Here is a 21,193-nt window from a genome sequence, read left to right as displayed (position 1 = left end):
GCCCCATGTCGCGGCGGAAGACCGAGCGGCTGCTCAATCTGGTGATCTGCCTGCTCGCGACGCGGCGGCCGCTGAGCGCCGAGCAGATCCGGCAGGCCGTCCCGGGCTACGACCCGGACAACGACGAGGCCTTCCAGCGCATGTTCGAGCGCGACAAGAACGAGCTGCGCGAGATCGGCATCCCCATCGAGGTCCACCGGGACCCGTGGGAGGACGACCCCGGCTACCGGATCGTCCGGGAGGCGTACGAGCTGCCCGAGATCACGCTGGAGGCCGACGAGGCCGCCGTCATCGGCCTGGCCGCCCAGGTGTGGCAGCGGGCCAGCCTCGCGGACGCGGCCAGCGGCGCGCTGCTGAAGCTGCGGGCCGGGGGAGTGCGGACCGACCTGGCCGAGAGCCCGCTGGAGCTGCGGGTGGACACCCGCGACCCCGCCTTCCCCGCCCTGTGGGAGGCCGTGCGCGACCGGCGGGCGGTGACCTTCGAGTACCGCTCGGCGGGCAGCGAGTCGGTGCTGAGGCGGGTCGTGGAGCCGTGGGGCGTGGTGAGCCGGCGCGGCCGGTGGTATCTGGCCGGCCACGACCGCGACCGCGGCGCGCCGAGGGTCTTCCGGCTGAGCCGCGTCACCGGCCCGGTCTCCACCGTCGGCCGGCCGGGCGCCTTCACCGTCCCGGCGGATCTCGACCTGCGGGCCATGGTCGGCTACCAGGAGCTGCAGGCCGAGCGCGTGGCCCTGGTCCGGGTGCGCAAGGGCACCTGTCTCGGTCTGCGGCACGCCGCCCAGGCCGTACGGCCCGGGTCCGGCGGGTGGGACGAGGTGGAGGTCACGTTCGCCGACCCCGAGCGCCTGGCGGGCTGGATGGCGAGCCTGGGCGCCGACGCCGTCGTCGTCGACCCGCCGGACGCGCGCGACGCCGTGATCCGCCGGCTGAAAGGTGCCCTGCAGTGATCTCCGACCGGCTGCCGAGACTGCTCGCGCTCGTGCCCTACCTGATGTCCCATCCCGGCGCGCAGGTGCCGGAGGTGGCGCGGCTGTTCGGCCTGTCGGAGAAGCAGCTCGTCGACGACCTCCAGCTCGTGTGGATGTGCGGGCTGCCCGGACACACGCCGGGTGACCTGATCGACGTGTCGTGGGACGGCGGCGAGATCCTCATCGACAACGCCGACGCGATCGCCCGGCCGCTGAAGCTCGGCGTGGACGAGGCGAGCGCCCTCCTCGTGGCGCTGCGCATGCTCGGCGAGCTGCCCGAGTTCTCCGAGCGCGACGTGCTCGGACGGGTGATCGCCAAGCTGGAGCAGGCGGCGGGCGAGGGCGCGGCGACCGTCAGCAGCCAGTTCCAGGTGGAGATCGGCGCCGCGCCGGACGCACACGCGGTCATCACCGAGGCCGCGCGGCGCGGCCGGCGGCTGTCCCTGCGTTACTACGTCCCCGGCCGCGACGAGATCACCCCGCGCGAGGTCGACCCCCTGCGGGTGGTGCTGGTCGACGGCCATCACTACCTGGAGGGGTGGTGCTACCGCGCCGAGGCGATGCGGATGTTCCGCGTCGACCGGATCGTCGAGGTCGAGGTGCTCGACGTCCCGGCCGACCCTCCCGCCGAGGCCGAGCCGATGGACGTCGCCCAGGGGGTCTTCCGGCCGTCGGACAGCGACGAGATCGTCGAGATCGAGGTCACCCCGGCGGGACGCTGGGTGGCCGAGTACTACCCCTGCGAGGAGGTCACGGAGATCGGCGAGGGGCGCCTGCGGATCTCGCTCCGCGCCAGGGACCAGTCATGGGTCGTACGGCTCGCGCTCCGGCTGGGCGACAGCGGCCGCATTCTGTCGCCCGCGTCCCTGGCCGGCCGGGTCGAGGAGGCCGCCAAGGCCGCGCTCGCCACCTACGAATCGGTCGCCTGACCGCACGGCCGCCGTCGCCGGCGGTTACCATGACCGGCATGACGTGGATCTTCGCGGCCGTCGGGCTGGCCACGGCGGGGCTCGCCGTCCTCGCGGTCCTCGCCGTCCGGGTGTCGGCCGCCGCCCGGGGGCTCGGCGCCGAGCTCGACCGCGCCCGGCGGCGCCTGAACCGACCGGACGGTGAACTTCACGCGGACAACCGCACGATGCGGGCCGGGCACAGGTGAACACCGGCCGCGAGTGCGCGTACGATCGTGATGAGATAGCACGTCCCTCGCTCTAAGGACACGACATGGCCAACCTGGGACCCATGGAATGGATCCTGATCCTCCTGGTTCTGATCCTTCTCTTCGGTGCGAAGAAGCTGCCTGACACCGCCAGGGCGCTGGGGCAGTCTCTGCGCATGTTCAAGAAGGAGACGAGCAAGATGCACGAGGAGGACGAGGAGAAGGTGGTCAAGGTGCAGACCGAGACCGTCGCGCCCGCGCCCGCCTCGCTGCCGCCCGTCACCCCCTCCGTCGAGGACCGGCTGCGCCTTCTCGAGGAGGAGAACCGCCGGCTCCGGGAGGGGCAGCAGACGGTGAACGGCACCCCGCTCTCGCAGAACGAGCAGCGGTCGAGCTAGGCGCCTCCCCGACTCCCCGCATGCCTGACAACCGCCTTCTCCCACGAGGACGAGCCAGATGGCGCTTCTGAAACGGTCTACTCCCGTGACGCTCGACGACGGGCGCATGACGCTGATGGAGCACCTCCGGGAGCTGCGCAACCGGTTGATCAAGGCGATACTGGCGGTGGTCGTCGGGACCATTGTCGGGTTCATCTACTTCGACCCGATCTGGAACTTCCTCAAACAGCCGTACTGCCGGCTTCCCCAGGCCCACCAGTTCGACAAGGGCAAGTGCACCCTGGTCGTCAACGGGGTCTTCGACTCGTTCATGGTGAACCTCAAGGTCGCCGTGATGTTCGGCCTGGTGGTGTCGGCCGTGTTCTGGCTCTACCAGGTGTGGGCGTTCGTCACCCCCGGGCTCTACCAGAACGAGCGGCGCTACACCGTGGCGTTCCTCGGGCTGGCCGTGCCGCTGTTCACGGCGGGCGCCGCCCTGGCGTACTTCACGATGGACAAGGGCCTCGCCCTGCTCCTCGGGTTCGCGCCCGACGGCACGCTGACGCTGGTCAGCATCAACGAGTACCTGAGCTTCGCGCTGGCGATGCTCGCCATCTTCGGCATCTCCTTCCTGATGCCGCTGCTCCTGGTCTTCCTCAATGTGATCGGCGTCGTGCGCTACAGCCTGGTCGCCAAGCACACGCGCATGGTGGTCTTCCTGCTGTTCGTCTTCGCCGCCATCGCCACTCCCAGCCAGGACCCGGTGACCATGCTGGCGCTGGCGCTCCCCATGGTCGGGCTGTTCTTCGTCGCCGAGGCGTTCATGTACTTCCACGACAAGAAGCGGGACGCGCTCGACGCGGCGCGCGCCCGCGCCATCGAGGAGGAGCTGGACGGCCCGTCCACCGGCTCGGCCGACGCCGTGGGCACCACGGACGGCAGAGACCAGGACTGACCCGGCGCCGCCGCGGGCGGCGGAGACCGGAGGTGACCCGGCGCCGCCGCGGCTCGGCCGCCGGCCGTTCGTGGCCGCCGCTCGCGGGCCTGGTCGCGGCCGCTCCCCGGCGATAGGTTCCCCCTGTGTCCGATGAGCTGGTCGTCCTGGTGAACCCCGCTGCCCGTGGCGGCCGCACGCTCCGCCTCCTCGATCCCGTCCTGCGGCGGCTGCGCCAAGGCGGGCGCCCCGTCTCGGTGATCGTCGGGACCTCTCCCCAGGACGCCCTCGGCCGGGCCCGCGCGGCCGTCGCCGGGAGCCCCGGAGCGCTGGTCGCCTTCGGCGGGGACGGGCTGGTGCACATCGCCGTGCAGGCCGTGGCGGGCACGGCGGTGCCGCTCGGCATCGTCCCCGCGGGGACCGGCAACGACATCGCCGGCGCTCTGGGCCTTCCGCGCCGTGATCCCCTGGCGGCGGCGGACGTCGTGGCCGCCGGCGCTCACCGGGTGGTGGACGCGGCGACCGTCGCGGACGAGTGGTTCGCCGGTGTGGTGGCCTGCGGCTTCGACTCCCGGGTCAACGAGCGGGCCAACGCGATGACCAGTCCGCCCGGCATGGCCAGGTACCTGGTCGCGCTCGCGCAGGAGCTGCGCTCGTTCCGGCCCATCGCCTTCCGGATCACCCTGGACGGCGGGGTGATCGAGCGGGAGGCCATGCTGGTCGCGGTGGCCAACACCAGTTCGTACGGCGCCGGCATGCGGATCTGCCCCGGAGCGCGGCCGGACGACGGGCTGCTCGACGTGCTGATCCTCGGCGCCATGTCCACCGGGGAGTTCCTCCGTACGTTCCCGCGCGTCTACCGGGGAAGCCACGTGGGGCATCCCTCGGTGACCGTCCGGCGGGCCGCGAGCGTGACGGTGGAGGCGGCCGACGTGGTCGCGTACGCGGACGGGGAACGCGTCGGCCCGGCGCCGGTGACGTGCACCGTGGCGCCCGGCGCGCTGCGCGTACTCGTTCCCGAATCTACATTGTAAAGGCGAAGCCGTGGCCGTCATACGACGCATGCCGGCTCGCCCACATACGCCGGCAACCTGCGGAAACAGGGAAACGGCGATTACGGAAGGCGATGAAGGACGCCCGCAATCCCGTTATCGGTAGGGTTGACGGTATGAGTACGCCAGCGGAACGCTACGCCGCATTCCGTGAGGGGCAGGCCGGCTCTGGTCCCGCTCTCTCCTCGTTCCGCGACCTGTACGAGTTCGAGCTGGACGAGTTCCAGCTCGACGCATGTCAGGCGCTCGAAGCGGGGGACGGCGTGCTGGTGGCCGCGCCCACCGGCTCGGGCAAGACCGTGGTGGGCGAGTTCGCCGTCCACCTCGCCCTCGAGCAGGGCCGCAAGTGCTTCTACACGACGCCCATCAAGGCGTTGTCCAACCAGAAGTACAACGACCTCGTCCGGCGTTACGGCTCGGGCAAGGTCGGCCTGCTGACCGGCGACAACAGCGTCAACGGCGAGGCGCCGATCGTGGTGATGACCACCGAGGTGCTGCGCAACATGCTGTACGCGGGCTCCGCCACCCTCGCGGGCCTCGGCTACGTGGTGATGGACGAGGTCCACTACCTCGCCGACCGGTTCCGCGGCGCCGTCTGGGAAGAGGTGATCATCCACCTGCCGGAGTCGGTCCGCGTGGTGGCGCTGTCCGCCACGGTGAGCAACGCCGAGGAGTTCGGTGAGTGGCTCGGCGAGGTCCGCGGCGACACCACGGTGATCGTGGACGAGCACCGCCCGGTCCCGCTGTGGCAGCACATGCTCGTCGGCAACCGCCTGTACGACCTGTTCGTCAACGAGGGCGACGACACGCTGCGGATCAACCCGTCGCTCATGCGGATCTCCCGCGACGAGTCCCGGCTGGCGCAGACCCGCGGCCGGCGCGGCTACTCCCGCCCCCGGGGCAACACCTCCAGCAGGTCGGACGTCATCGAGAAGCTCGACTCCGAGGGCCTGCTGCCCGCCATCACGTTCATCTTCTCCCGGGCCGGGTGCGACGCGGCCGTGATGCAGTGCCTGTTCTCCGGGCTGCGGCTGACCAACGACCACGAGCGGCACGAGATCCGCCAGATCGTCGACGAGCGCACCGCGCACCTGCCCGACGAGGACCTGGCCGTCCTCGGTTTCCTGGAGTGGCGCGACTGTCTGGAGCGCGGCCTGGCCGCCCACCACGCCGGCATGCTCCCCGCCTTCAAGGAGGTCGTGGAGGAGCTGTTCACCCGGGGGCTGGTCAAGGCCGTCTTCGCCACCGAGACGCTGGCGCTGGGCATCAACATGCCCGCGCGCTCCGTCGTCATCGAAAAGCTCGACAAGTGGAACGGCGAGACCCACGCCGATCTCACGCCGGGGGAGTACACGCAGCTCACCGGGCGGGCCGGACGCCGGGGCATCGACATCGAGGGCCACGCCGTGGTCGTCTGGCAGCCGGGGATGGACCCGCTCAGCGTGGCGGGCCTGGCCAGCACCCGGACCTACCCCCTGCGCTCCAGCTTCCAGCCGTCGTACAACATGGCGGTGAACCTGGTCGGCCAGGTGGGCCGCGAGCGGGCCAGGACGCTCCTGGAGGACTCCTTCGCCCAGTTCCAGGCCGACCGGGCCGTCGTGGGCCTCGCCCGCCAGCTCCGCAAGTCCGAGCAGGCCCTGGAGGGCTACGCCGAGGCCATGACGTGCCACCTCGGCGACTTCCCCGAGTACGCGGCGCTGCGCCGGCGGCTGTCGGACCGCGAGGCCGAGATGTCCCGCCAGCGCGGGGCGGCGCGCCGGGCGCAGGCCGTGCAGTCCCTGGAGGCGCTCAGGCCGGGCGACGTCATCCGCGTGCCCGGGGGACGCCGTGCGGGGATCGCGGTCGTGCTCGACCCGGGGACCAACGGCCGCGGCGAGGGACCGTCCCCGCTGGTCCTGACCATCGGCAAGCAGGTGAAGAGATTAGCGGCCGCGGACTTCCCGGTGCCGGTCGAGCCCGTCGACAAGATCAGGATCCCGAAGGGCTTCAATCCCCGGTCGCCGAAGGAGCGCGCCGACCTCGTCTCCACCGTCCACGCCAAGCTGGGCGACCGTGACCTGGGCAAGCCCGCCCGCGCCCGCGACCACGCGGCGGAGGACGAGGAGATCAACCGGCTCAGGCGGGAGCTGCGCCAGCACCCCTGCCACGGCTGCGACGAGCGCGAGGACCACGCACGGTGGGCCGAGCGGTACTACAAGCTGCTCAGGGAGGCCGAAGGGCTGCGCCGCCGGGTGGAGGGCCGCTCCCACGTCATCGCCCGTACGTTCGACCGGGTGTGCGGGGTGCTGGACCAGCTCGGCTACCTGCGGGGGGAGACGGTCACCGAGGAGGGGCGGCGGCTCGCCAAGCTCTACACCGAGCTCGACCTGCTGACCGCCGAGTGCCTGCGCTCCGGCGTCTGGGACGGCCTCGACCCGGCGGAGCTGGCCGCCTGTGTGTCGTCGCTCGTCTACGAGTCGCGCCAGTCGGACGACGCCCGCAGCCCGAAGATCCCCGCGGGGGCGGCCAGGGGGGCGCTGGCCGAGATGATCCGCCTGTGGGGCGAGTTGGAGGGCGTCGAGGAGGACCACGGCCTGTCGTTCATCAGGGAGCCCGACCTGGGCTTCGCCTGGCCGGCCTTCCGCTGGGCCAAGGGGCACAGCCTCGACGCCGTGCTGACCGACAGCGACCTCGCCGCGGGCGACTTCGTCCGGTGGGTGAAGCAGCTGCTCGACCTGCTGGGCCAGCTCAAGGACGCCGCGCCCAAGGGCAGCAAGGTGGGCGACACCGCGGCGAAGGCCATCGAGGCCATGCGCCGCGGCGTGGTCGCCTACTCCTCCGTGGCCTGAGCCGCCCGGCCCGGCGGGGACTTCAGGACGCGGCGGTGAAGCGGACCTCGCGGGTCCCGGGATCGGCGCGCGTCAGCCGTACCGGGATCCGCTCGCCGAGCGGCAGGCCGTCGCCGTCGCAGCGGGCGATCACGGCGGGCTCGGCGATCTGGATCCGGCCGCCCGGCCGGCCCTCTTCGACGTCGATGACGACGGCCTCGAACACCTCGCCCACCCGGGGCTCCAGGACGGCCGCCTCCACCAGGTCCACGCACGCCCGTTCGACACCCGAGGCGCGCCTGGCCGACGACGCCATCTCCTCGGGGAGCGCGGCGAGGGCCCCGGCGACCTCCTCCGGCACCGGCGTCCCGGCCGCCACGGCCAGGCAGACCTCCGTGGCGTACCTGTCGACCAGGCGCCGCAGCGGCGCCGTCACGTGCGCGTACGGCGCCGCCACCGCCGCGTGCACGGCGTGCTCGGGCGGGGAGCCGTTGAAGGACACATACGCGGCGCCCCTCAGCAGGACGGCCGACTCGTTGAGGAAGGCCGCGTGTCCGGGGATCTTGGGGTCGAGACCGTGGACGACGTCTCCGTACGACGCGCCCTCCGGCCAGGGGACGCCCAGGGCGGCGGCCATCCTGCGGACCGTCGCGACGTCCCGGGGCCCGGCCTCGGGCAGCACGCGGAGCACGCCGATCCCGGCGTCCAGCATGAGCCGCGCCGCCGACATCCCCGTGAGCAGGGAGATCTGGGCGTTCCACGCCTCGCAGGGGTGGCCGGAGCGGAACTCGACGGCGTAGCCGCCGTCGCCGTCCGGCACCACCCGCTGCTCCGGCGTCGGAAGCGACACCCCGCCCCTGGCCCGCTCAAGGCCGAGCCGCAGGGGCCCCACCTCCGCGAGCAGTGCGAGAGTCCCCTCGGCGGTCCCGGCGTCCACGGCCGCCTGGACGGCGTCGTAGTCGAGCCGCTCCCGGCTGCGGACCAGCGCGCGGCGCAGATCGACCGCCTCCACCTCTCCGGACGCGCCGAGGTCGATGCGCCACAGCGCCGCGGGGCGCGTCTGGCCAGGCAGGAGGCTGGCCGCCCCCTCGGACAGCACCGCGGGGTGCAGCGGGACGCGCGTGTCCGGGAGGTAGACGGTCTCGCCCCTCGCCCGCGCCTCCCGGTCGACCGCCCCGCCCGGCCGGACGAACGCGCCCACGTCGGCGATCGCGTACCAGACCCGGTAACCCTCGCCGCGACGCTCGATGGCCAGCGCCTGGTCCAGGTCCATCGAGCCCGGCGGGTCGATCGTCACGAGCGGGAGGTCGGTGCGGTCCTCATCGGGCGGGGCCGCCGACGTGGCGGCACGCTCGGCCTCCGCCTGCGCGGCGGGCGGGAAGCCGTCCGGCAGATCGAACTCCCGTCGGATACGGGCGAATCCGGCGCTGAGCCCGCTGAAGCCGGCGCCAGGCCCGCTGTCCGCCGCGACGTGCTTCTGCTCGTGCTTCTGCTCGGGTGGGCGCTGCCCGCGCGCCTGCTCGGCCTGCCCGTCGGAGCGCTGTCCGTTCTGGCTCCCCGTGCCGTGCTCGGCGTGAAGGCGGATCCTCATGTTGACCACGCGATCAACCTACTCCGCCAGCTTCGCCAGGCCTTCACCCGATCCGTCGGCCTTGTCGTGATACGGCGCTGTGCGGTCGCGTGGCGGCCCTGACACGTATGGCCGCTCTAGCCAGGGCTCTCTGCCGTTCGATCGCCGGATCGCCCGCCGTCACCGGCCGGCCAGGAGATCCGGACAGTCCCTGGAGCGTCATCGGTCCGAGAGGACCGCCAGCAGGCGGTTCAGCGGGCCGTCGAGGTTGTAGCGGTCCGCGAGGGCCACCAGCCGCTCGGGGTCGCGTGGTTTGGCCGGGCAGGTCAGATCCACGTCCGGGATCGGGACGTCATGGGCCACCTTCACCACGGCGGGCGCCACCTCAAGGTAGTCGCGGGCCGCCGCCAGCTTCGCGCGGGCGCCCGCGGGGAAGCCGTCGGTCCCGCCTTCGTCGAGTGCGGCGAGCATCGCCGTGAGGGATCCGAAGCGGGTGATCAGAGCCGCCGCCGTCTTCTCACCGATCCCGGCGACCCCCGGCAGACCGTCGCTCGGGTCGCCGCGGAGCGTCGCGAAGTCGGCGTACGCGCGGCCCGGAATGCCGTACTTCTCCTTGACGAACGTCTCGTCCACCATCTGCAGGTTCCGAATCCCCCTTACTGTGTAAAGGGCACGGCAGGGTTTGACGTCATCGACGAGCTGAAAAAGATCGCGATCACCGGTGACGATGTCGACCGCCCCGGGCGCGGCGATCGCGAGCGTGCCGATCACGTCGTCGGCCTCGTAGCCCGGCACGCCGATGCGGGCGACGCCCAGCGCGTCGAGTACCTCCTCGATGACGGGGACCTGCGGTGCGAGCGTGTCCGGCACCGACTCCTCGGCGCCGCTCGCCACCCGGTGCGCCTTGTACGACGGGATCGCGGCCACCCGGAAGGCCGGCCGCCAGTCGGCGTCCATGCAGGCGGCGATCTCGTCGGGGGAGTGCTGCCGCACCAAGGTCGCCATCATGTCGATCAGGCCGCGCACGGCGTTCACGGGCATGCCGTCCGGGGCGGTCACCGACTCGGGGATCCCGTAGAACGCGCGGAAGTAGAGCGACGGGGTGTCGAGAAGCATCAGCACCCTCCCATTGTCGCCCGTCCACGCCGCCGAGGAGTGCGGCCAGCGGAACGGCCGGTGCGGAGGGCCGGTGCGAAGGGCCGCATATGTGGGCCGCCATCCGGCTCCGCTGTCGCGCGCCGGTGCCGCCGCTGCGGGCGCGCCGCACCTGATCTGGGTGGTTGAGGGCGGGGTATCATATCGAAGTTCTTCGATGTTGCGGCTTACTTCCTCTTTCTCTTGACGGGTCATGACGACACACACCGAGCCTTCGCTGGACGCCCTCGCCCAGCTGCTCCCCGTGTTCAAGGCGCTCGCGAACCCGGTGCGGCTCCAGGTGCTCCAGTGGTTGCGCGATCCCGAGCGTCACTTCCCGGTGGAGGAGGCGATCGCGGACCCGTACGAGGCCGGCGTGTGCGTGAGCCACATTCAGGCCAAGACCGGGCTCGCGCAGTCGACCGTCTCCGCCTACATGGCATCGCTGGAACGTGCCGGGCTGGTCCGCTCCACTCGCATCGGGAAGTGGACGCACTACCGGCGGGACGAGGAGCGCATCGCCCGGCTTGTCGACGTGCTGGGACGCTCGCTTTAGCGCTCGTCGTGCCGACCGGGACGCCGTCGTCGGCATGGACGTCCGCCGTCGGCATGGACGGCGCTGGCGTCCAGATCATATCGAGATTCTGCGATACTTCGATGGATGCGGGCTCCACGAAGGGTGGTTCCGCGCCTTCGGCCAGGAGGAGACATGGGCGTGATCGACGGGATGAGTCTGGGGCGCTTCGGGGTCTGGACGTTCGACTTCGAGGACCAGCCGGCGAGCATGATGCGAGAGTCCATACAGGAGCTCGAAGACCTCGGCTGGCCGGCGTTCTGGATCCCGGAGAGGGACGGACGCGAGGCGATGACCCACGCCGGGTTCCTGCTGTCCTGCACCCGGCGCATCAGCGTGGTCAACGGCATCGCCCGGATCTGGTCCCGCGAGCCGCGGTGGACCCGGGGCGCGGCGTTGCTTCTGGCGGACGCCTACCCGGATCGCCACCTGCTCGGTCTCGGCTTCGGGGGTGAGCGCCCCCGGACCAGGCCGCTGGGGGCGATGAGCGAGTACCTGGATGCCATGGACGCGACGACGAGCGCCAATCCCGTGCCGAAGGCGCCGATGCGGCGCCTCCTGGCCGCGTACGGGCCGAAGATGCTGGAGATGGCCCGCGATCGGGCCGAAGGCGCGCACACCTACCACGTGACGGTGAGGCACACGGCACAGGCGCGGGAGGTGCTGGGCGACGGCCCGTTCCTCGGCGTCGAGCAGGCGGTGCTCTTCGAGAGCGACCCGGGCAAGGCGCGTGAGATCGCACGTGAGCACCTGCACGTGTACCTCACCACGAAGTACAACATCGCCAAATTCCATCGCCTGGGCTACACCGAAGCGGACATCGACGGCGGCCGTGGCAGCGACCGGCTCGTCGACGACCTCGTGTTCTGGGGGGACCTCGACACGATCGTCGGCAAGCGGCCGTGGCAGCGACCGGCTCGTCGACGACCTCGTGTTCTGGGGGGACCTCGACACGATCGTCGGCAAGCTGCACGGCCAGCTCGACGCGGGCGCGGATCATGTCGCCGTCCAGGTTCTCGGCGTCGAACCGGGCCGGTCGGCCATGCCGCGATGGCGGCAGCTGGCCGGGGCCCTGCTCCCCCGTACCTGACCCCGGCACCCGCTGGAGGGTCAGCCGGCGTCCGCGCCGCCTCCGGTGACGCGAACCGCGAGCAGGCAGGTGTCGTCCTCGGGGTTGGGGCCGCCGATCTCGTCGAGGAGGCGGTCGAGGGCGGCGTCGAGGCCGGCGCCGTCCGCCATCCGCCCGGCCGCCTCGACGATCATCGACAGCCCCGTGCCGATGTCACGTGAACGGCGCTCCACCAGGCCGTCGGTGAACATCAGCAGGACGTCGCCCGGCTCCAGGCGGACGTCCGACACTCCGTACCGCAGCTCCGGCACGGCCCCGAGGACGACCCCTCGCGGCGCCGAGAGCTGGCGCGCGCCCCCGCGTCGCACCAGGATCGGCGCCGGATGGCCCGCCTGAGCCCAGGTGAACATCCGGCTGCCCGGGTCGAAGTGGCCGCAGACCGCGGTCGCGGTGGTGTCGGCCATCCGGTTCAGGACGAGAGTGTTCAGCCAGGACAGCAGCAGGCCGGGGGAGGCTCCCGTCATGGTCAGGCCGAGCAGCGCGTGGCGCAGCTGGGCCATCTCGGCGATCGCGGGCAGGCCGTGCCCGGACACGTCGCCGACGGCGAGGAACATCCGCCCGTCGGGAAGGGGGGCCGCCTCGTACCAGTCGCCCCCGAGGCTGGCCGCCCTTCCCGCGGGGACGTAGCGGACCGCGATCCGCGCGTACGGCAGGTCGACGGAGGCGCCGGGCTCGGGCAGGATCGCCTCCCGCAGCGCCAGCGTCACGCGGCGTTCCTCCGCCGCGGTCTCCCGCGTCTCGAAGAGCCGGCGTGTGGAGTCCGACACGATCCGCTCCGCCTGTCTGCGCGCCGTGATGTCCTGGATCACCCCGTGCACGCCTGACGCGGCGGGCTCCAGCACGGCGCGCAGGCTCCGCAGGCCCCCGCTTCTGCGGATGCGGGGCTCGGCACGGACCGGCCGCGTGGCGTGGGCGAGGAGCGCGGGCCCGACGGCTCCGGTCGTCGCGCTCCGGATGCGGTCGTCCGCTGGGGGGTGGGGCGGCTGAGGGCCGCCCGCTACGCCGACCATGTAACTCACTCTCGAAGATGACTGTCACTGACCTGTGATCGGACGCAGGGTGATCGTCCTTGCGCGGAGCGTAGCAGTCGTTCCCACCCTCGGGATGGCATTTCTTCTATCCGGGTGGAAGGAACGCCTTCACCTGTCCGTGTGCCGCGGCGGACCTGTGCTATGTCTTCTGCGCGGCCTCACGATCGGCCCATCCGGGCGCGTCGCCCCAGCGGCGCCGGGGTGCTGACGTTCGCCCGAAAGTGCCGGGCCGCGCCGTCGGCGACGTGCCTTCGGAACCCTGGATGTGCCCCGGGGGGTGCGCCCTCGATAAGTTGGATGCCGTGACATCGACGTCCTTCGACACCGCCGAGCTGTATCCCACGACCCGCGTGGCGGCCGTCGCCGAGGCGGCCGGCCGGGCCGGTCTCGGCGCGCTGCTGCTGACTCCCGGCCCTGACCTGCGTTACGTGACGGGCTATGAGGCCATGCCGCTGGAGCGGCTGACGTGCCTGGCCGTACCGGCGTCGGGAGAGCCGTTCCTGGTCGTCCCGCGCCTGGAGCTGTCCGCCGCCGAGCATTCGCCGGCCTCCCGGCTGGGCCTGGAGTTCGTGCCCTGGGACGAGACGGACGATCCGTACGCGCTGGTGGCCCGGCGGATCGGCCCGGTGGGGCGGGTCGGCCTCGCCGACCGGATGTGGGCGCTGCAGTCGCTGCGGTTCCGCGACGCGATGCCGGGCGCCGAGCAGGTGCTGGCCGGCAGCGTGCTGCGCGAGCTGCGGATGCGCAAGTCCCCCGCTGAGGCGGCGGCCCTGGCGGAGGCCGGCGCGGCCATCGACACCGTGCACGGCCTCGTCCCCGGGCTCCTCAAGGCGGGACGGACCGAGCGCGAGGTCGGCAAGGACATCGCCGAGGCGATCATCGAGGCCGGGCACGCCAGGGTGGACTTCGTGATCGTCGGCTCCGGCCCGAACGGCGCCAGCCCCCACCACGAGCTGTCCGACCGGGTCATCCAGCCGGGCGAGCCCGTCGTGGTCGACATCGGCGGGACCATGCCGAGCGGATACTGCTCCGACTCCACCCGCGTCTACTGCGTGGGGGAGCCGCCGGCCGAGTTCACCGCGTACTACGAGGTGCTCAGGCAGGCCCAGGAGGCGGCCTGCGCCCACGTCCGTCCCGGGGTGACCTGCGAGTCCGTGGACGCGGCCGCCCGGGAGGTGATCACGGAGGCGGGCTTCGGCGCCGAGTTCATCCACAGGACCGGCCACGGCATCGGGCTGGAGACCCATGAGGAGCCGTACATCGTGTCGGGCAACACCGAGCCCATGCGGCCGGGATACGCCTTCTCCGTCGAGCCCGGCATCTACCTGGCCGGACGGCACGGCGCCCGCATCGAGGACATCGTCATCTGCGGTGAGACCGCCGGCGAACGGCTCAACCACACCAGCAGGGAGCTCATCGTCGTGTGATCCGCTGGGACGGCGTAGTTCGGGAAGAATGTGACAATCGGGCGGGCCGGCGATCCCGGCCCCCGATCCTCGAACCGCCGTACCCCGACGGGAGCACCTGATGAGCGTCGACCGAGTCCTGCCCACGCCCGAGGCGCACGACCTGCTGGATCTAACCCGTGAGCTGGCCGTCAAGGAGGTCGCGCCGCGCGCGGCCGCCGACGAAGCGGCGGGCCGGTTCCCGCGCGACCTGTTCGGCCTGCTCGGCGCGTCCGGTCTGCTCGGCCTGCCCTACCCGGAGGAGTACGGCGGGTCGGCCCAGCCGTACGAGGTGTATCTCCAGGTGATCGAGGAGCTCGCCGGAGCGTGGCTGGCCGTCGGGCTGGGCGTCTCCGTCCACACGCTCTCGTGCTTCCCGGTCGCGTCGTACGGCACCGCGGCGCAGCGGGCCGGGCTGCTGCCGTCGATGACCGGCGGGGAGCTGCTCGGCGCCTACTGCCTGTCGGAGCCGCAGTCGGGGTCGGACGCGGCGGCGCTCACCACCCGGGCGGTGGCCGACGCCGGCGGCTACGTGGTGGACGGCGTCAAGGCGTGGACCACCCATGGCGGTGTCGCCGACTTCTACACCCTGATGGCCCGCACCTCCGGTGACGGCGCCCGGGGCGTCTCCTGCTTCCACGTCCCGTCGGGCCTCGAAGGGCTGTCGTACGGCGTCCCCGAGCGCAAGATGGGGATGCGCTCGTCGCCGACCACGCAGGTGCGGTTCGACGCCGTACGGCTCCCGGGGGACGCGTTGATCGGCTCGGAAGGGGAGGGCTTCCGCATCGCGATGGCCGCCCTCGACGGCGGCAGGCTCGGCATCGCGGCCTGTGCCGTCGGCGTGGCCCAGGCCGCCTTCGACGTGGCGTCCGCGTACGCCGGGGAGCGCAGGCAGTTCGGCTCCAGGATCGCCGACTTCCAGGGGATCGGCTTCATGCTGGCCGACATGGCCACGTCGATCGCCGCCGCGCGGGCGCTCTACCTGGAGGCCGCGCGGCTGCGCGACGCCGGGCGGCCGTACGGCACGCGGGCGGCGATGGCCAAGCTGTTCGCCACCGACATGTGCATGAAGGTCGCGACCGACGCCGTGCAGGTGCTGGGCGGCTACGGCTACGTGGAGGACTTCCCGGCCGAGCGCCACATGCGGGAGGCGAAGGTCCTGCAGATCGTCGAGGGCACCAACCAGATCCAGCGCGTGGTCATCGCCCGCGCCGTCACCAAGGGGTGACCGGAGCTGGATCAGGCGGGGAGAACGGTCTCTCCTTTCTCCATCACCAGCGTGATCGTCTCAGCGGCGACGGTTCGTCCCTCCAGGCGGTCCAGCAGCGTGCTCATCCCGGCGGCTACCTCCACGTACATTCCGCCCGCCGATCGCATGGCCTCGGAGGGACGCTGTCCAAGCGTGAACGCCGCCGCGAGGGCACCAAACATCACCATCGCCGCGGTCCGTCGAGCTGGTGGACGCTTTCCGGTGAGCTCCGGAAGGCCAACGCGGGCCAGGAGGGCGGCGAGGGCGACCGCCGGATCGGGATGCCGGGCGAGCTCGGGCTGGTCACCGGCGCCCGCGATACGCATCCCCGCAAGCAGGTTGAGCCCGGCGCCAAGGAGGTGAGCTGTGCGCGACGGATCTACGATCACACCGGAGGCGATGGTCTCCAGCACCGAATGCCACCTGCCGGGTCTCGTGCGAGGGCTGTCGTGGTCGAGTCGTTGCAGGATCTGGCTCAGCTCCAGGAACGCGGCGAGCTCGGAGAGCTGCTCGCGGAGAACGGCGCGGAGCGCGGCGAGCCGCTCCACGTCCGCGACTTCGAAGCGGACGACGTCGAGGAGCGCCAGGGCCCGGGGATCGTCCGGCCCTGTGGACGACCCCGGAGACGACGCCGGGGCGTCGGCGAACGAGATCCTGAAGCAGGCATCGTAAAGCGCGTCGTTGAGCGCGGCCGCCCGGGCCAGGCCGTCCACCTTCCATGCGGCGTCGCCCAGTCCGCCAGCGAGGCTCTCGGCCAGCTGCCTGGCGTGAGCGACGGGGTCCCCCTCGACCAGGAGATCGCTGGAAATCTCAAGCGCGTTCGGAAGTGCGCTTCGGATCACGCCGACCACAGCGCGGTAGGACAAGGACGCCCACCGCGAGCCCGGGTCTGAGGAAATGTGGTCGTACGCCCCGCTCAGTGCCTCGGCGATCGCGCCGGCGCGATCGCGGGTGCCCAGGCGGTGCCGTACAGGGCCGACCCCCAGCTCGGTGGTGAGTCTCCGGGCCTGGTCCACCGCGCGGGCGAGCAGTCTGCGCAGTTCGAAGGCACTCTCAAGAGTGGACAGGTACTCGTGAGCCAGACCACCGGACGTCGTGATGACGATGTCGTGACGGCGGTGCAGCGCCGGACCGAGGGCGGAGGCGACGTCGCCCGTCGTGTCCGCGGCGCTGGGCGCCCCGAGGTGGGAGAGGCAGTCCCGGACGCGGTCCAAAAGCTCGTCCGCGAAGACGCGGACCGCGGCCGCGTCCCTGCCCTCGGCGCTCCCGATGGTCGTGGGGATCTCGACAACCTCGCGGGCCGGCCCCAGAGCGGCGTGCGGGGCACCCGTCTTAGAGCCCGACCGCAGCTCTCGCAGGGCGGTGTAGAGGGCGTCGCGCGCGTACTCGACGCCGACGACGTCGAGTGCCGTCACGGTCAGCCGCAGCACCTCGGCGCGCTTCAGGATCTTGTCGAAGGACTCGGCGTCTGCCGTCGCCCGGGTCAGCACGCGGTCGGCGGTAGTGGACCATGGGTTCGGCGTCCCTTCGGGCAGCCACAGGGACGGGCGGGACGTGTCGCGGGAGTCCGCGATCCAGACGCCGTGGCCGCGGCGCTCCATCATGGCGCGCACTTCCGGGCTGCTCAGCTCGGCTGCGGTGGGCAGCCGCACGGCCGGGCCGTCCGGGAGGAGTGACCGCACCCAGGTTAGGACGGCGGACACTTCGATCGCGCTGGCGTAGACGGCGGGCGTGTCCCCAGGTGCGCCGGCGGGCGCCGCGGGCCCAGGTGCTAGGACCAGCCGGGCGATTTCTTCCATCGAGAGGTCGCGGAGGAAGAGGCGATGGACCTCCTGGCTGAGTGGACGTGCGCACAACTCGGCGCCGCCCGGAAGGGGGACGGCTCCCCGCACAGCCCGTTTGACCGTCACCGCTGTGAGCAGCCGCCGCCGGGCGGGGGATGTGGAGGGATGCCCCGCCTCGGCGAGGACCGCCGACAGGCGTTTCTTCAGCCGCCGGTCCAGCTTGTGCAGCGTCTCGGCGCAGTCGAAGACCAAGGCGAGGCTGTCGACGTCGTCGCGGTCGAGGCACGCCTCGATGATCGAATCAGCGGGAGATCGGGCGACGAAGAGCAGGATGGTCTCCCGCCACCAGTCGGAGCCGACCTCGGCGGCCAGCCTGTCGACCCGGGCGTTTTCTTTGACGTTCACGGCCGCCAGGTACTCCTGGAAGGTTTTGTGGGCGAAGGCGTACGTCTCCTCCGACGGCTCGATCAGCAGGCCTGCAGCAACGGAGTCGGCCAGAAACGTGGCCGCGTCGCGGTCGCAGGAGATGTCGGGCAGTAGTTCGTCGACGAGCTCCCGGGCGTCGGCGGCGTCGATCACAGTGACGCCCCCCGCCATCATCGCGAACGCCAGCTCGCTGAGGACCAGCTCCTTCTGCTTGCCCGGCAGGTCTCCGTGAAGCTCGACACCGCCCCGCTTGTCCCGCTGGCGGCGCCAGACGAGGAGCTCCACGATGTCGGAGTAAAGCTGCGCGCGGTCCCGCGGAAGTGCGGAGTTGTTCTCGTGCAAGATGCTGAGCATGGTCAGCAGCAGCGGGTTGGTGGCCAGCAGCCACAGGTCCCGGCGCGTATGCAGATCCTCCAGCAGGTGGCCGGCAGCGACCTTTGCGGCGATCCTGGTCTGCCGTGCCTCGGCGTCGAGGTGGCGCTGTCCGACTTTCTCCTCCGCGTGCGCCGTATACCAGGCGTAGGCGAATTCCGTAATTTGGTCGGAGGTGAACGGCTGCGCTTGAACGACCACCGCTCCCTCCACGTCCACGTAGCCGTGCGGGCGCGACGTCAGTACGAAGCTGCTCTTGTGATACCGATTGACCTGCTCGCCCACCCACAAGACGATTTTCGCGCGGTCGGCTTCGCTCGCGACCTCGTCGAGCCCGTCGAGCATGACCAGGCAGGCGCCGTCCTTCAGTTGGCGCTCGAACCATCCCGGCGGCTCCTGGCCGCAGCGCCCGTTGATGTCCGCGACGATGAGGCCCGGTAGCGTCGTGTCGCCGCCCTCGGTGATGAGTCGCGCGTGGTCGCGCAACCTCAAGAGAACCGGGAGAGTACGGCGGCGGCCCCAGGACAGTCGGCTGGGCGAACTCAACTCGTGCGCGGTCCGGCGCAGCAGCGTGGTCTTGCCGATCCCGGGCGCTCCGAGGATCGCTATGACGATCGACTCGCCCTCGTCCAGGAAGGAGCGCAGCGACCGCCGCGGCCCCGGCACCTGCCGTTGCGCGACAAGCGCGTCGCGGTAGGTCTCGTGTGCTGGGCGGTGGACGAGCGCGACGTCGACGTACACCTTGTCCAAGGGCGGGGTCCAGGCCGTCTTGCGGGGGACGCCCACCTGCTCGATGCCGCGCGTGCTGTAGTGCAGATGCTCCAAGTATCGGCTCCGGAAGCGCGAGAACCGGCGGCGTAGGGCGTCGTCGGCTTGGTCCGTCAGCCGCTGCTCCCATCGGCCTAGCAGCTTTCCGGCGACACCCTTGAGAAGGGCCCCCGCGAGGAGCACGCTCTCGTAGACCAGCACAGCCGTCAGGGTCCACCAGGGGCGTCCGGCCAGTCCCGGCCACCAGACGGCGGCCGCGGCGGGGGGCGCCACAGCCACTGTCGCCCAGCCCATTCGTGCGACGACGGCCCTGGCCGCTCCAGCGTCTGCGGCCTCCTTAGCCATGGCGAAAAGCTCCACTTCTCACGGGGCTGGTCCACGGGGGAGGGGGCGTCACGACGCCACTGCGGTGGACACTCCAGAGCGTATCCACATCAGACGTTTCATATCGTCTCAATAGTGCAAGTCGGCATTGGGGCAGAGACGTTAGACCAAGTGGTCATCGCCCGCGCCGTCACCAAGGGGTGATCGCCCGGCCGCCTGCGAGGGGTCAGTCGGCGAGCTGGTGCCGGACGGCTCTCACGGCCGCCTCGATGTCCGCGCCGAGCTCGCGCACGGCCGTCGCGTACGCCCGCGCCGCCTCCGCGAGCCGTGCGCCGCGCTCGGTCTCGGTCATCTCGGGTATCTCCCGCACGACGGTGCCCTGACCGGCCCTTCCCCGCAGGTATCCGGCGGCCTCCAGCTCCCGGTAGGCCCGCGCGACCGTCCCGGAGGCCAGGCCGAGATCTCGGGCGAGCTGCCGGATGCTGGGCAGGCGTGCGCCCACCGCCAGATCACCGCTGCGGATAAGGGCGGCGATCTGCGTCCTGAGCTGTTCGTACGGCGGGGTGGACGATCCCGGGTCGATCTCGACGATCACGCCGCCGCCCTCCGCCGCGGCCGGCGCACGCGCCCCCGGACCCCGAACCAGGAGTAAAGGGCGAACACGTACATCGCGATGCTCAGCCACGTGGAGATCCAGTTAAACGGCTCCGGGGCGTCGAGATCGAGCAGGGCCGCCCACATCGCGTCGGTGGCGGCCAGGCACATCAATGCCAGGGACGCCCCGCTGATGGTCTGCAGCGAGCCGGCGCGGATCGCGTCGTCGGCCGCGCTCAGGTCGGCGGCCAAGACGGGCCGGGGACGCTGGGTGATGAGCCGTCGCGACAGTCCCATGACGATGACCAGCACGGTGATGGCCGCGAGATCGGCGGCCGCCCTGGCCGGGCGAACGTCTGGAAGGCCCGCGTTCGGCCAGCGCACATAGATGGCCATCTGGCAGGCGAGGGCCGTGACTATGAGCACCGGGCCCCAACGGGCGCCCCAGGACAGGTAGTCGCGGGAGCGGCGCACGGTCAAAGCGGCCCGTCGCAGTCCCGGCGAAGGCCGCACCGACGTCTTGACCTCGGCGGTGAGCGCGCCGGTCAGGTATCCGGCCGCGCCCCAGAAGTAGCAGCCGCCGGGGAGGGCGAGGGCGCCACCCGCGATCCACCCGGCCGCTCCGCCGAGTGCCCGCCATCGGGCGACCCTGGCCAGGTATCCGATCAGGATCGGTCCGTTGCCGACGGTGACGGTGATGTCGCGCCGGAGGCCGAAGGCGGTGAGCCGCCGCCTGCTGACCGGCGCGAACGCGGCCAGCAGGGCCAGCGTGGGGACGGCGAACATCCACGCGAGCGTGTAGGCGAGCTGTCCCAGTGATGACATGGACATATAGGACTCTCCCCGGCATTGCGGCAAGGCTCCCACTGTATCAATATGTTAATACATCTATGTCATTGGAAGGTCGTGTGGCGTCGGTGATCAGTGACGGGACGTGGGTGATGATCGCGCCTCGCGTGTCCTGGCGGCGGCGGCTCGCCGTCATTGTGTCCATCGTCGCCGTCATGGCCCTGCTCGCGGTGGCCGCCTGGTGGAGCGGTGCCGCCGTCCCTTGGCTGAGCGCCACGCCCACACTGGTCGAGCCGGGAGCGGTAGCCGGCCGGGTCCGCCTTCATGTGGACCTGCGCAACGAAGGCCTGGTCCCGGCCACGCCTTCCTCGATCTCGCCGGGAACGACCCTTCCCGTCCGGGTGGTCGACCCGCATGATGGCATGCCCGATGGCCTTCTTGTACTTCCCCGCGGAGGCTGGACGCTCCCCGCCGGCGGAGCCCGGCCGCTCGTCCTGGAGTTGGACGTCCCATGCGGATCCGAGCCCGGCGAATGGCGCCTGGAGATGGTGGCGTACGGCCGGGAGAGCGGCTACGAGGTGCGCGTCGCCTGGAAGGACGGACCGCTCCCCGGATGGCGGCGCGCCGTGGCCGACATGGCTCGGGCCGGTTGCCCATAGCAGCCTCACCAAGGTGCGATCACCGGAGACCGCCCGGACAAACCGTCCGAC

The 21,193-nt window shown here is 71.6% G+C and carries 17 protein-coding genes and 1 pseudogene; 12 read left to right on the top strand and 6 right to left on the bottom strand.

The features are described 5' to 3' along the window. Positions 1-5: 5 nt before the first annotated feature. The 7 genes from AB0B72_RS13670 to AB0B72_RS13640 all read left to right on the top strand — a co-directional run bounded on the left by AB0B72_RS13670 (position 6) and on the right by AB0B72_RS13640 (position 7,315). Positions 6-947 (top strand): helix-turn-helix transcriptional regulator, encoded by a 942-nt coding sequence (locus tag AB0B72_RS13670; RefSeq protein ID WP_367739000.1) that lies wholly within the window; start codon positions 6-8, stop codon positions 945-947. After that, on the top strand, positions 944-1,897 hold the full coding sequence (locus tag AB0B72_RS13665; protein WP_367738998.1) for a helix-turn-helix transcriptional regulator: 954 nt from the start codon (positions 944-946) through the stop codon (positions 1,895-1,897). The genes AB0B72_RS13670 and AB0B72_RS13665 overlap by 4 nt, the downstream gene beginning before the upstream one ends. Before the next feature lie 38 nt (positions 1,898-1,935). Then, entirely contained in the window at positions 1,936-2,124 is a 189-nt protein-coding gene (locus AB0B72_RS13660; RefSeq protein WP_367738996.1) for a hypothetical protein, read from the top strand. Between the two features lie 65 nt (positions 2,125-2,189). Next, positions 2,190-2,522 carry a Sec-independent protein translocase subunit TatA gene (gene tatA / locus AB0B72_RS13655; RefSeq protein WP_367738994.1) on the top strand — a complete coding sequence of 111 codons (333 nt, stop codon included), beginning with the start codon at positions 2,190-2,192 and terminating at the stop codon, positions 2,520-2,522. 85 nt (positions 2,523-2,607) lie between these two features. Further along, entirely contained in the window at positions 2,608-3,456 is an 849-nt protein-coding gene (gene tatC / locus AB0B72_RS13650; RefSeq protein ID WP_367738992.1) for a twin-arginine translocase subunit TatC, read from the top strand. Positions 3,457-3,581: 125 nt separating this feature from the next. Then, on the top strand, positions 3,582-4,469 hold the full coding sequence (locus AB0B72_RS13645; protein ID WP_367738990.1) for a diacylglycerol kinase family protein: 888 nt from the start codon (positions 3,582-3,584) through the stop codon (positions 4,467-4,469). A 134-nt stretch (positions 4,470-4,603) separates the two neighbouring features. Next, positions 4,604-7,315, top strand: a complete 2,712-nt coding sequence (locus AB0B72_RS13640; RefSeq protein ID WP_367738988.1) for a DEAD/DEAH box helicase — start codon at positions 4,604-4,606, stop codon at positions 7,313-7,315. 22 nt (positions 7,316-7,337) lie between these two features. Here the strand turns inward: AB0B72_RS13640 and AB0B72_RS13635 are convergent, their stop codons facing one another. Beyond that, complete coding sequence (locus AB0B72_RS13635; RefSeq protein WP_367738986.1) at positions 7,338-8,885, bottom strand: RNB domain-containing ribonuclease; 1,548 nt, start codon at positions 8,883-8,885, stop codon at positions 7,338-7,340. 198 nt (positions 8,886-9,083) lie between these two features. Continuing rightward, a complete protein-coding gene (locus AB0B72_RS13630) occupies positions 9,084-9,980 on the bottom strand; it encodes a 5'-3' exonuclease H3TH domain-containing protein (RefSeq protein ID WP_367738982.1) in 897 nt (298 codons plus the stop codon). Positions 9,981-10,212: 232 nt separating this feature from the next. On the opposite strand from AB0B72_RS13630, the gene AB0B72_RS13625 reads away from it, so the two are divergent. Both AB0B72_RS13625 and AB0B72_RS13620 read left to right on the top strand, forming a co-directional pair. Next, entirely contained in the window at positions 10,213-10,554 is a 342-nt protein-coding gene (locus AB0B72_RS13625; protein ID WP_367738978.1) for an ArsR/SmtB family transcription factor, read from the top strand. 105 nt (positions 10,555-10,659) lie between these two features. Continuing rightward, positions 10,660-11,454 (top strand): annotated as a pseudogene (locus tag AB0B72_RS13620) (TIGR03620 family F420-dependent LLM class oxidoreductase); the annotation flags it as partial. Between the two features lie 228 nt (positions 11,455-11,682). Here AB0B72_RS13620 and AB0B72_RS13615 read toward each other — a convergent pair. Next, complete coding sequence (locus tag AB0B72_RS13615) at positions 11,683-12,711, bottom strand: PP2C family protein-serine/threonine phosphatase (RefSeq protein WP_367738976.1); 1,029 nt, start codon at positions 12,709-12,711, stop codon at positions 11,683-11,685. 323 nt (positions 12,712-13,034) lie between these two features. On the opposite strand from AB0B72_RS13615, the gene AB0B72_RS13610 reads away from it, so the two are divergent. Together AB0B72_RS13610 and AB0B72_RS13605 are read left to right on the top strand one after the other, a co-directional pair. Further along, the gene (locus AB0B72_RS13610; protein ID WP_367738974.1) at positions 13,035-14,159 is read left to right on the top strand and encodes a M24 family metallopeptidase; all 1,125 of its coding nucleotides are present in this window, start codon (positions 13,035-13,037) and stop codon (positions 14,157-14,159) included. A 100-nt stretch (positions 14,160-14,259) separates the two neighbouring features. Next, a complete protein-coding gene (locus AB0B72_RS13605) occupies positions 14,260-15,405 on the top strand; it encodes an acyl-CoA dehydrogenase family protein (RefSeq protein ID WP_367738972.1) in 1,146 nt (381 codons plus the stop codon). Between the two features lie 11 nt (positions 15,406-15,416). Here the strand turns inward: AB0B72_RS13605 and AB0B72_RS13600 are convergent, their stop codons facing one another. The 3 genes from AB0B72_RS13600 to AB0B72_RS13590 form a co-directional block, all read right to left on the bottom strand. Next, complete coding sequence (locus tag AB0B72_RS13600; RefSeq protein ID WP_367738967.1) at positions 15,417-19,121, bottom strand: NACHT domain-containing NTPase; 3,705 nt, start codon at positions 19,119-19,121, stop codon at positions 15,417-15,419. A gap of 205 nt (positions 19,122-19,326) precedes the next feature. Continuing rightward, a complete protein-coding gene (locus AB0B72_RS13595; protein WP_367738965.1) occupies positions 19,327-19,695 on the bottom strand; it encodes a GntR family transcriptional regulator in 369 nt (122 codons plus the stop codon). After that, a complete protein-coding gene (locus AB0B72_RS13590; protein WP_367738963.1) occupies positions 19,692-20,519 on the bottom strand; it encodes a hypothetical protein in 828 nt (275 codons plus the stop codon). The genes AB0B72_RS13595 and AB0B72_RS13590 overlap by 4 nt, the downstream gene beginning before the upstream one ends. Positions 20,520-20,635: 116 nt before the next feature. On the opposite strand from AB0B72_RS13590, the gene AB0B72_RS13585 reads away from it, so the two are divergent. Beyond that, positions 20,636-21,142 (top strand): hypothetical protein, encoded by a 507-nt coding sequence (locus AB0B72_RS13585; RefSeq protein WP_367738960.1) that lies wholly within the window; start codon positions 20,636-20,638, stop codon positions 21,140-21,142. Positions 21,143-21,193: the final 51 nt, after the last annotated feature.

Origin of the sequence: Microbispora sp. NPDC049125 (assembly GCF_040802045.1) — a bacterium.
In the GTDB taxonomy this organism is placed as follows: domain Bacteria; phylum Actinomycetota; class Actinomycetes; order Streptosporangiales; family Streptosporangiaceae; genus Microbispora.
This window is presented reverse-complemented; position numbering and strand designations above follow the sequence as displayed.

Excerpts from the sequence above, each read along its gene's own strand:
- AB0B72_RS13670 (WP_367739000.1), top strand. The coding sequence starts at position 6 with ATGTCGCGGCGGAAGACCGAGCGGCTGCTCAATCTGGTGATCTGCCTG.
- AB0B72_RS13660 (WP_367738996.1), top strand. The coding sequence starts at position 1,936 with ATGACGTGGATCTTCGCGGCCGTCGGGCTGGCCACGGCGGGGCTCGCC.
- tatA (WP_367738994.1), top strand. The coding sequence starts at position 2,190 with ATGGCCAACCTGGGACCCATGGAATGGATCCTGATCCTCCTGGTTCTG.
- AB0B72_RS13640 (WP_367738988.1), top strand. The coding sequence starts at position 4,604 with ATGAGTACGCCAGCGGAACGCTACGCCGCATTCCGTGAGGGGCAGGCC.
- AB0B72_RS13635 (WP_367738986.1), bottom strand. The coding sequence starts at position 8,885 with ATGAGGATCCGCCTTCACGCCGAGCACGGCACGGGGAGCCAGAACGGA.
- AB0B72_RS13630 (WP_367738982.1), bottom strand. The coding sequence starts at position 9,980 with ATGCTTCTCGACACCCCGTCGCTCTACTTCCGCGCGTTCTACGGGATC.
- AB0B72_RS13625 (WP_367738978.1), top strand. The coding sequence starts at position 10,213 with ATGACGACACACACCGAGCCTTCGCTGGACGCCCTCGCCCAGCTGCTC.
- AB0B72_RS13615 (WP_367738976.1), bottom strand. The coding sequence starts at position 12,711 with ATGGTCGGCGTAGCGGGCGGCCCTCAGCCGCCCCACCCCCCAGCGGAC.
- AB0B72_RS13605 (WP_367738972.1), top strand. The coding sequence starts at position 14,260 with ATGAGCGTCGACCGAGTCCTGCCCACGCCCGAGGCGCACGACCTGCTG.
- AB0B72_RS13600 (WP_367738967.1), bottom strand. The coding sequence starts at position 19,121 with ATGGCTAAGGAGGCCGCAGACGCTGGAGCGGCCAGGGCCGTCGTCGCA.
- AB0B72_RS13590 (WP_367738963.1), bottom strand. The coding sequence starts at position 20,519 with ATGTCATCACTGGGACAGCTCGCCTACACGCTCGCGTGGATGTTCGCC.
- AB0B72_RS13585 (WP_367738960.1), top strand. The coding sequence starts at position 20,636 with ATGATCGCGCCTCGCGTGTCCTGGCGGCGGCGGCTCGCCGTCATTGTG.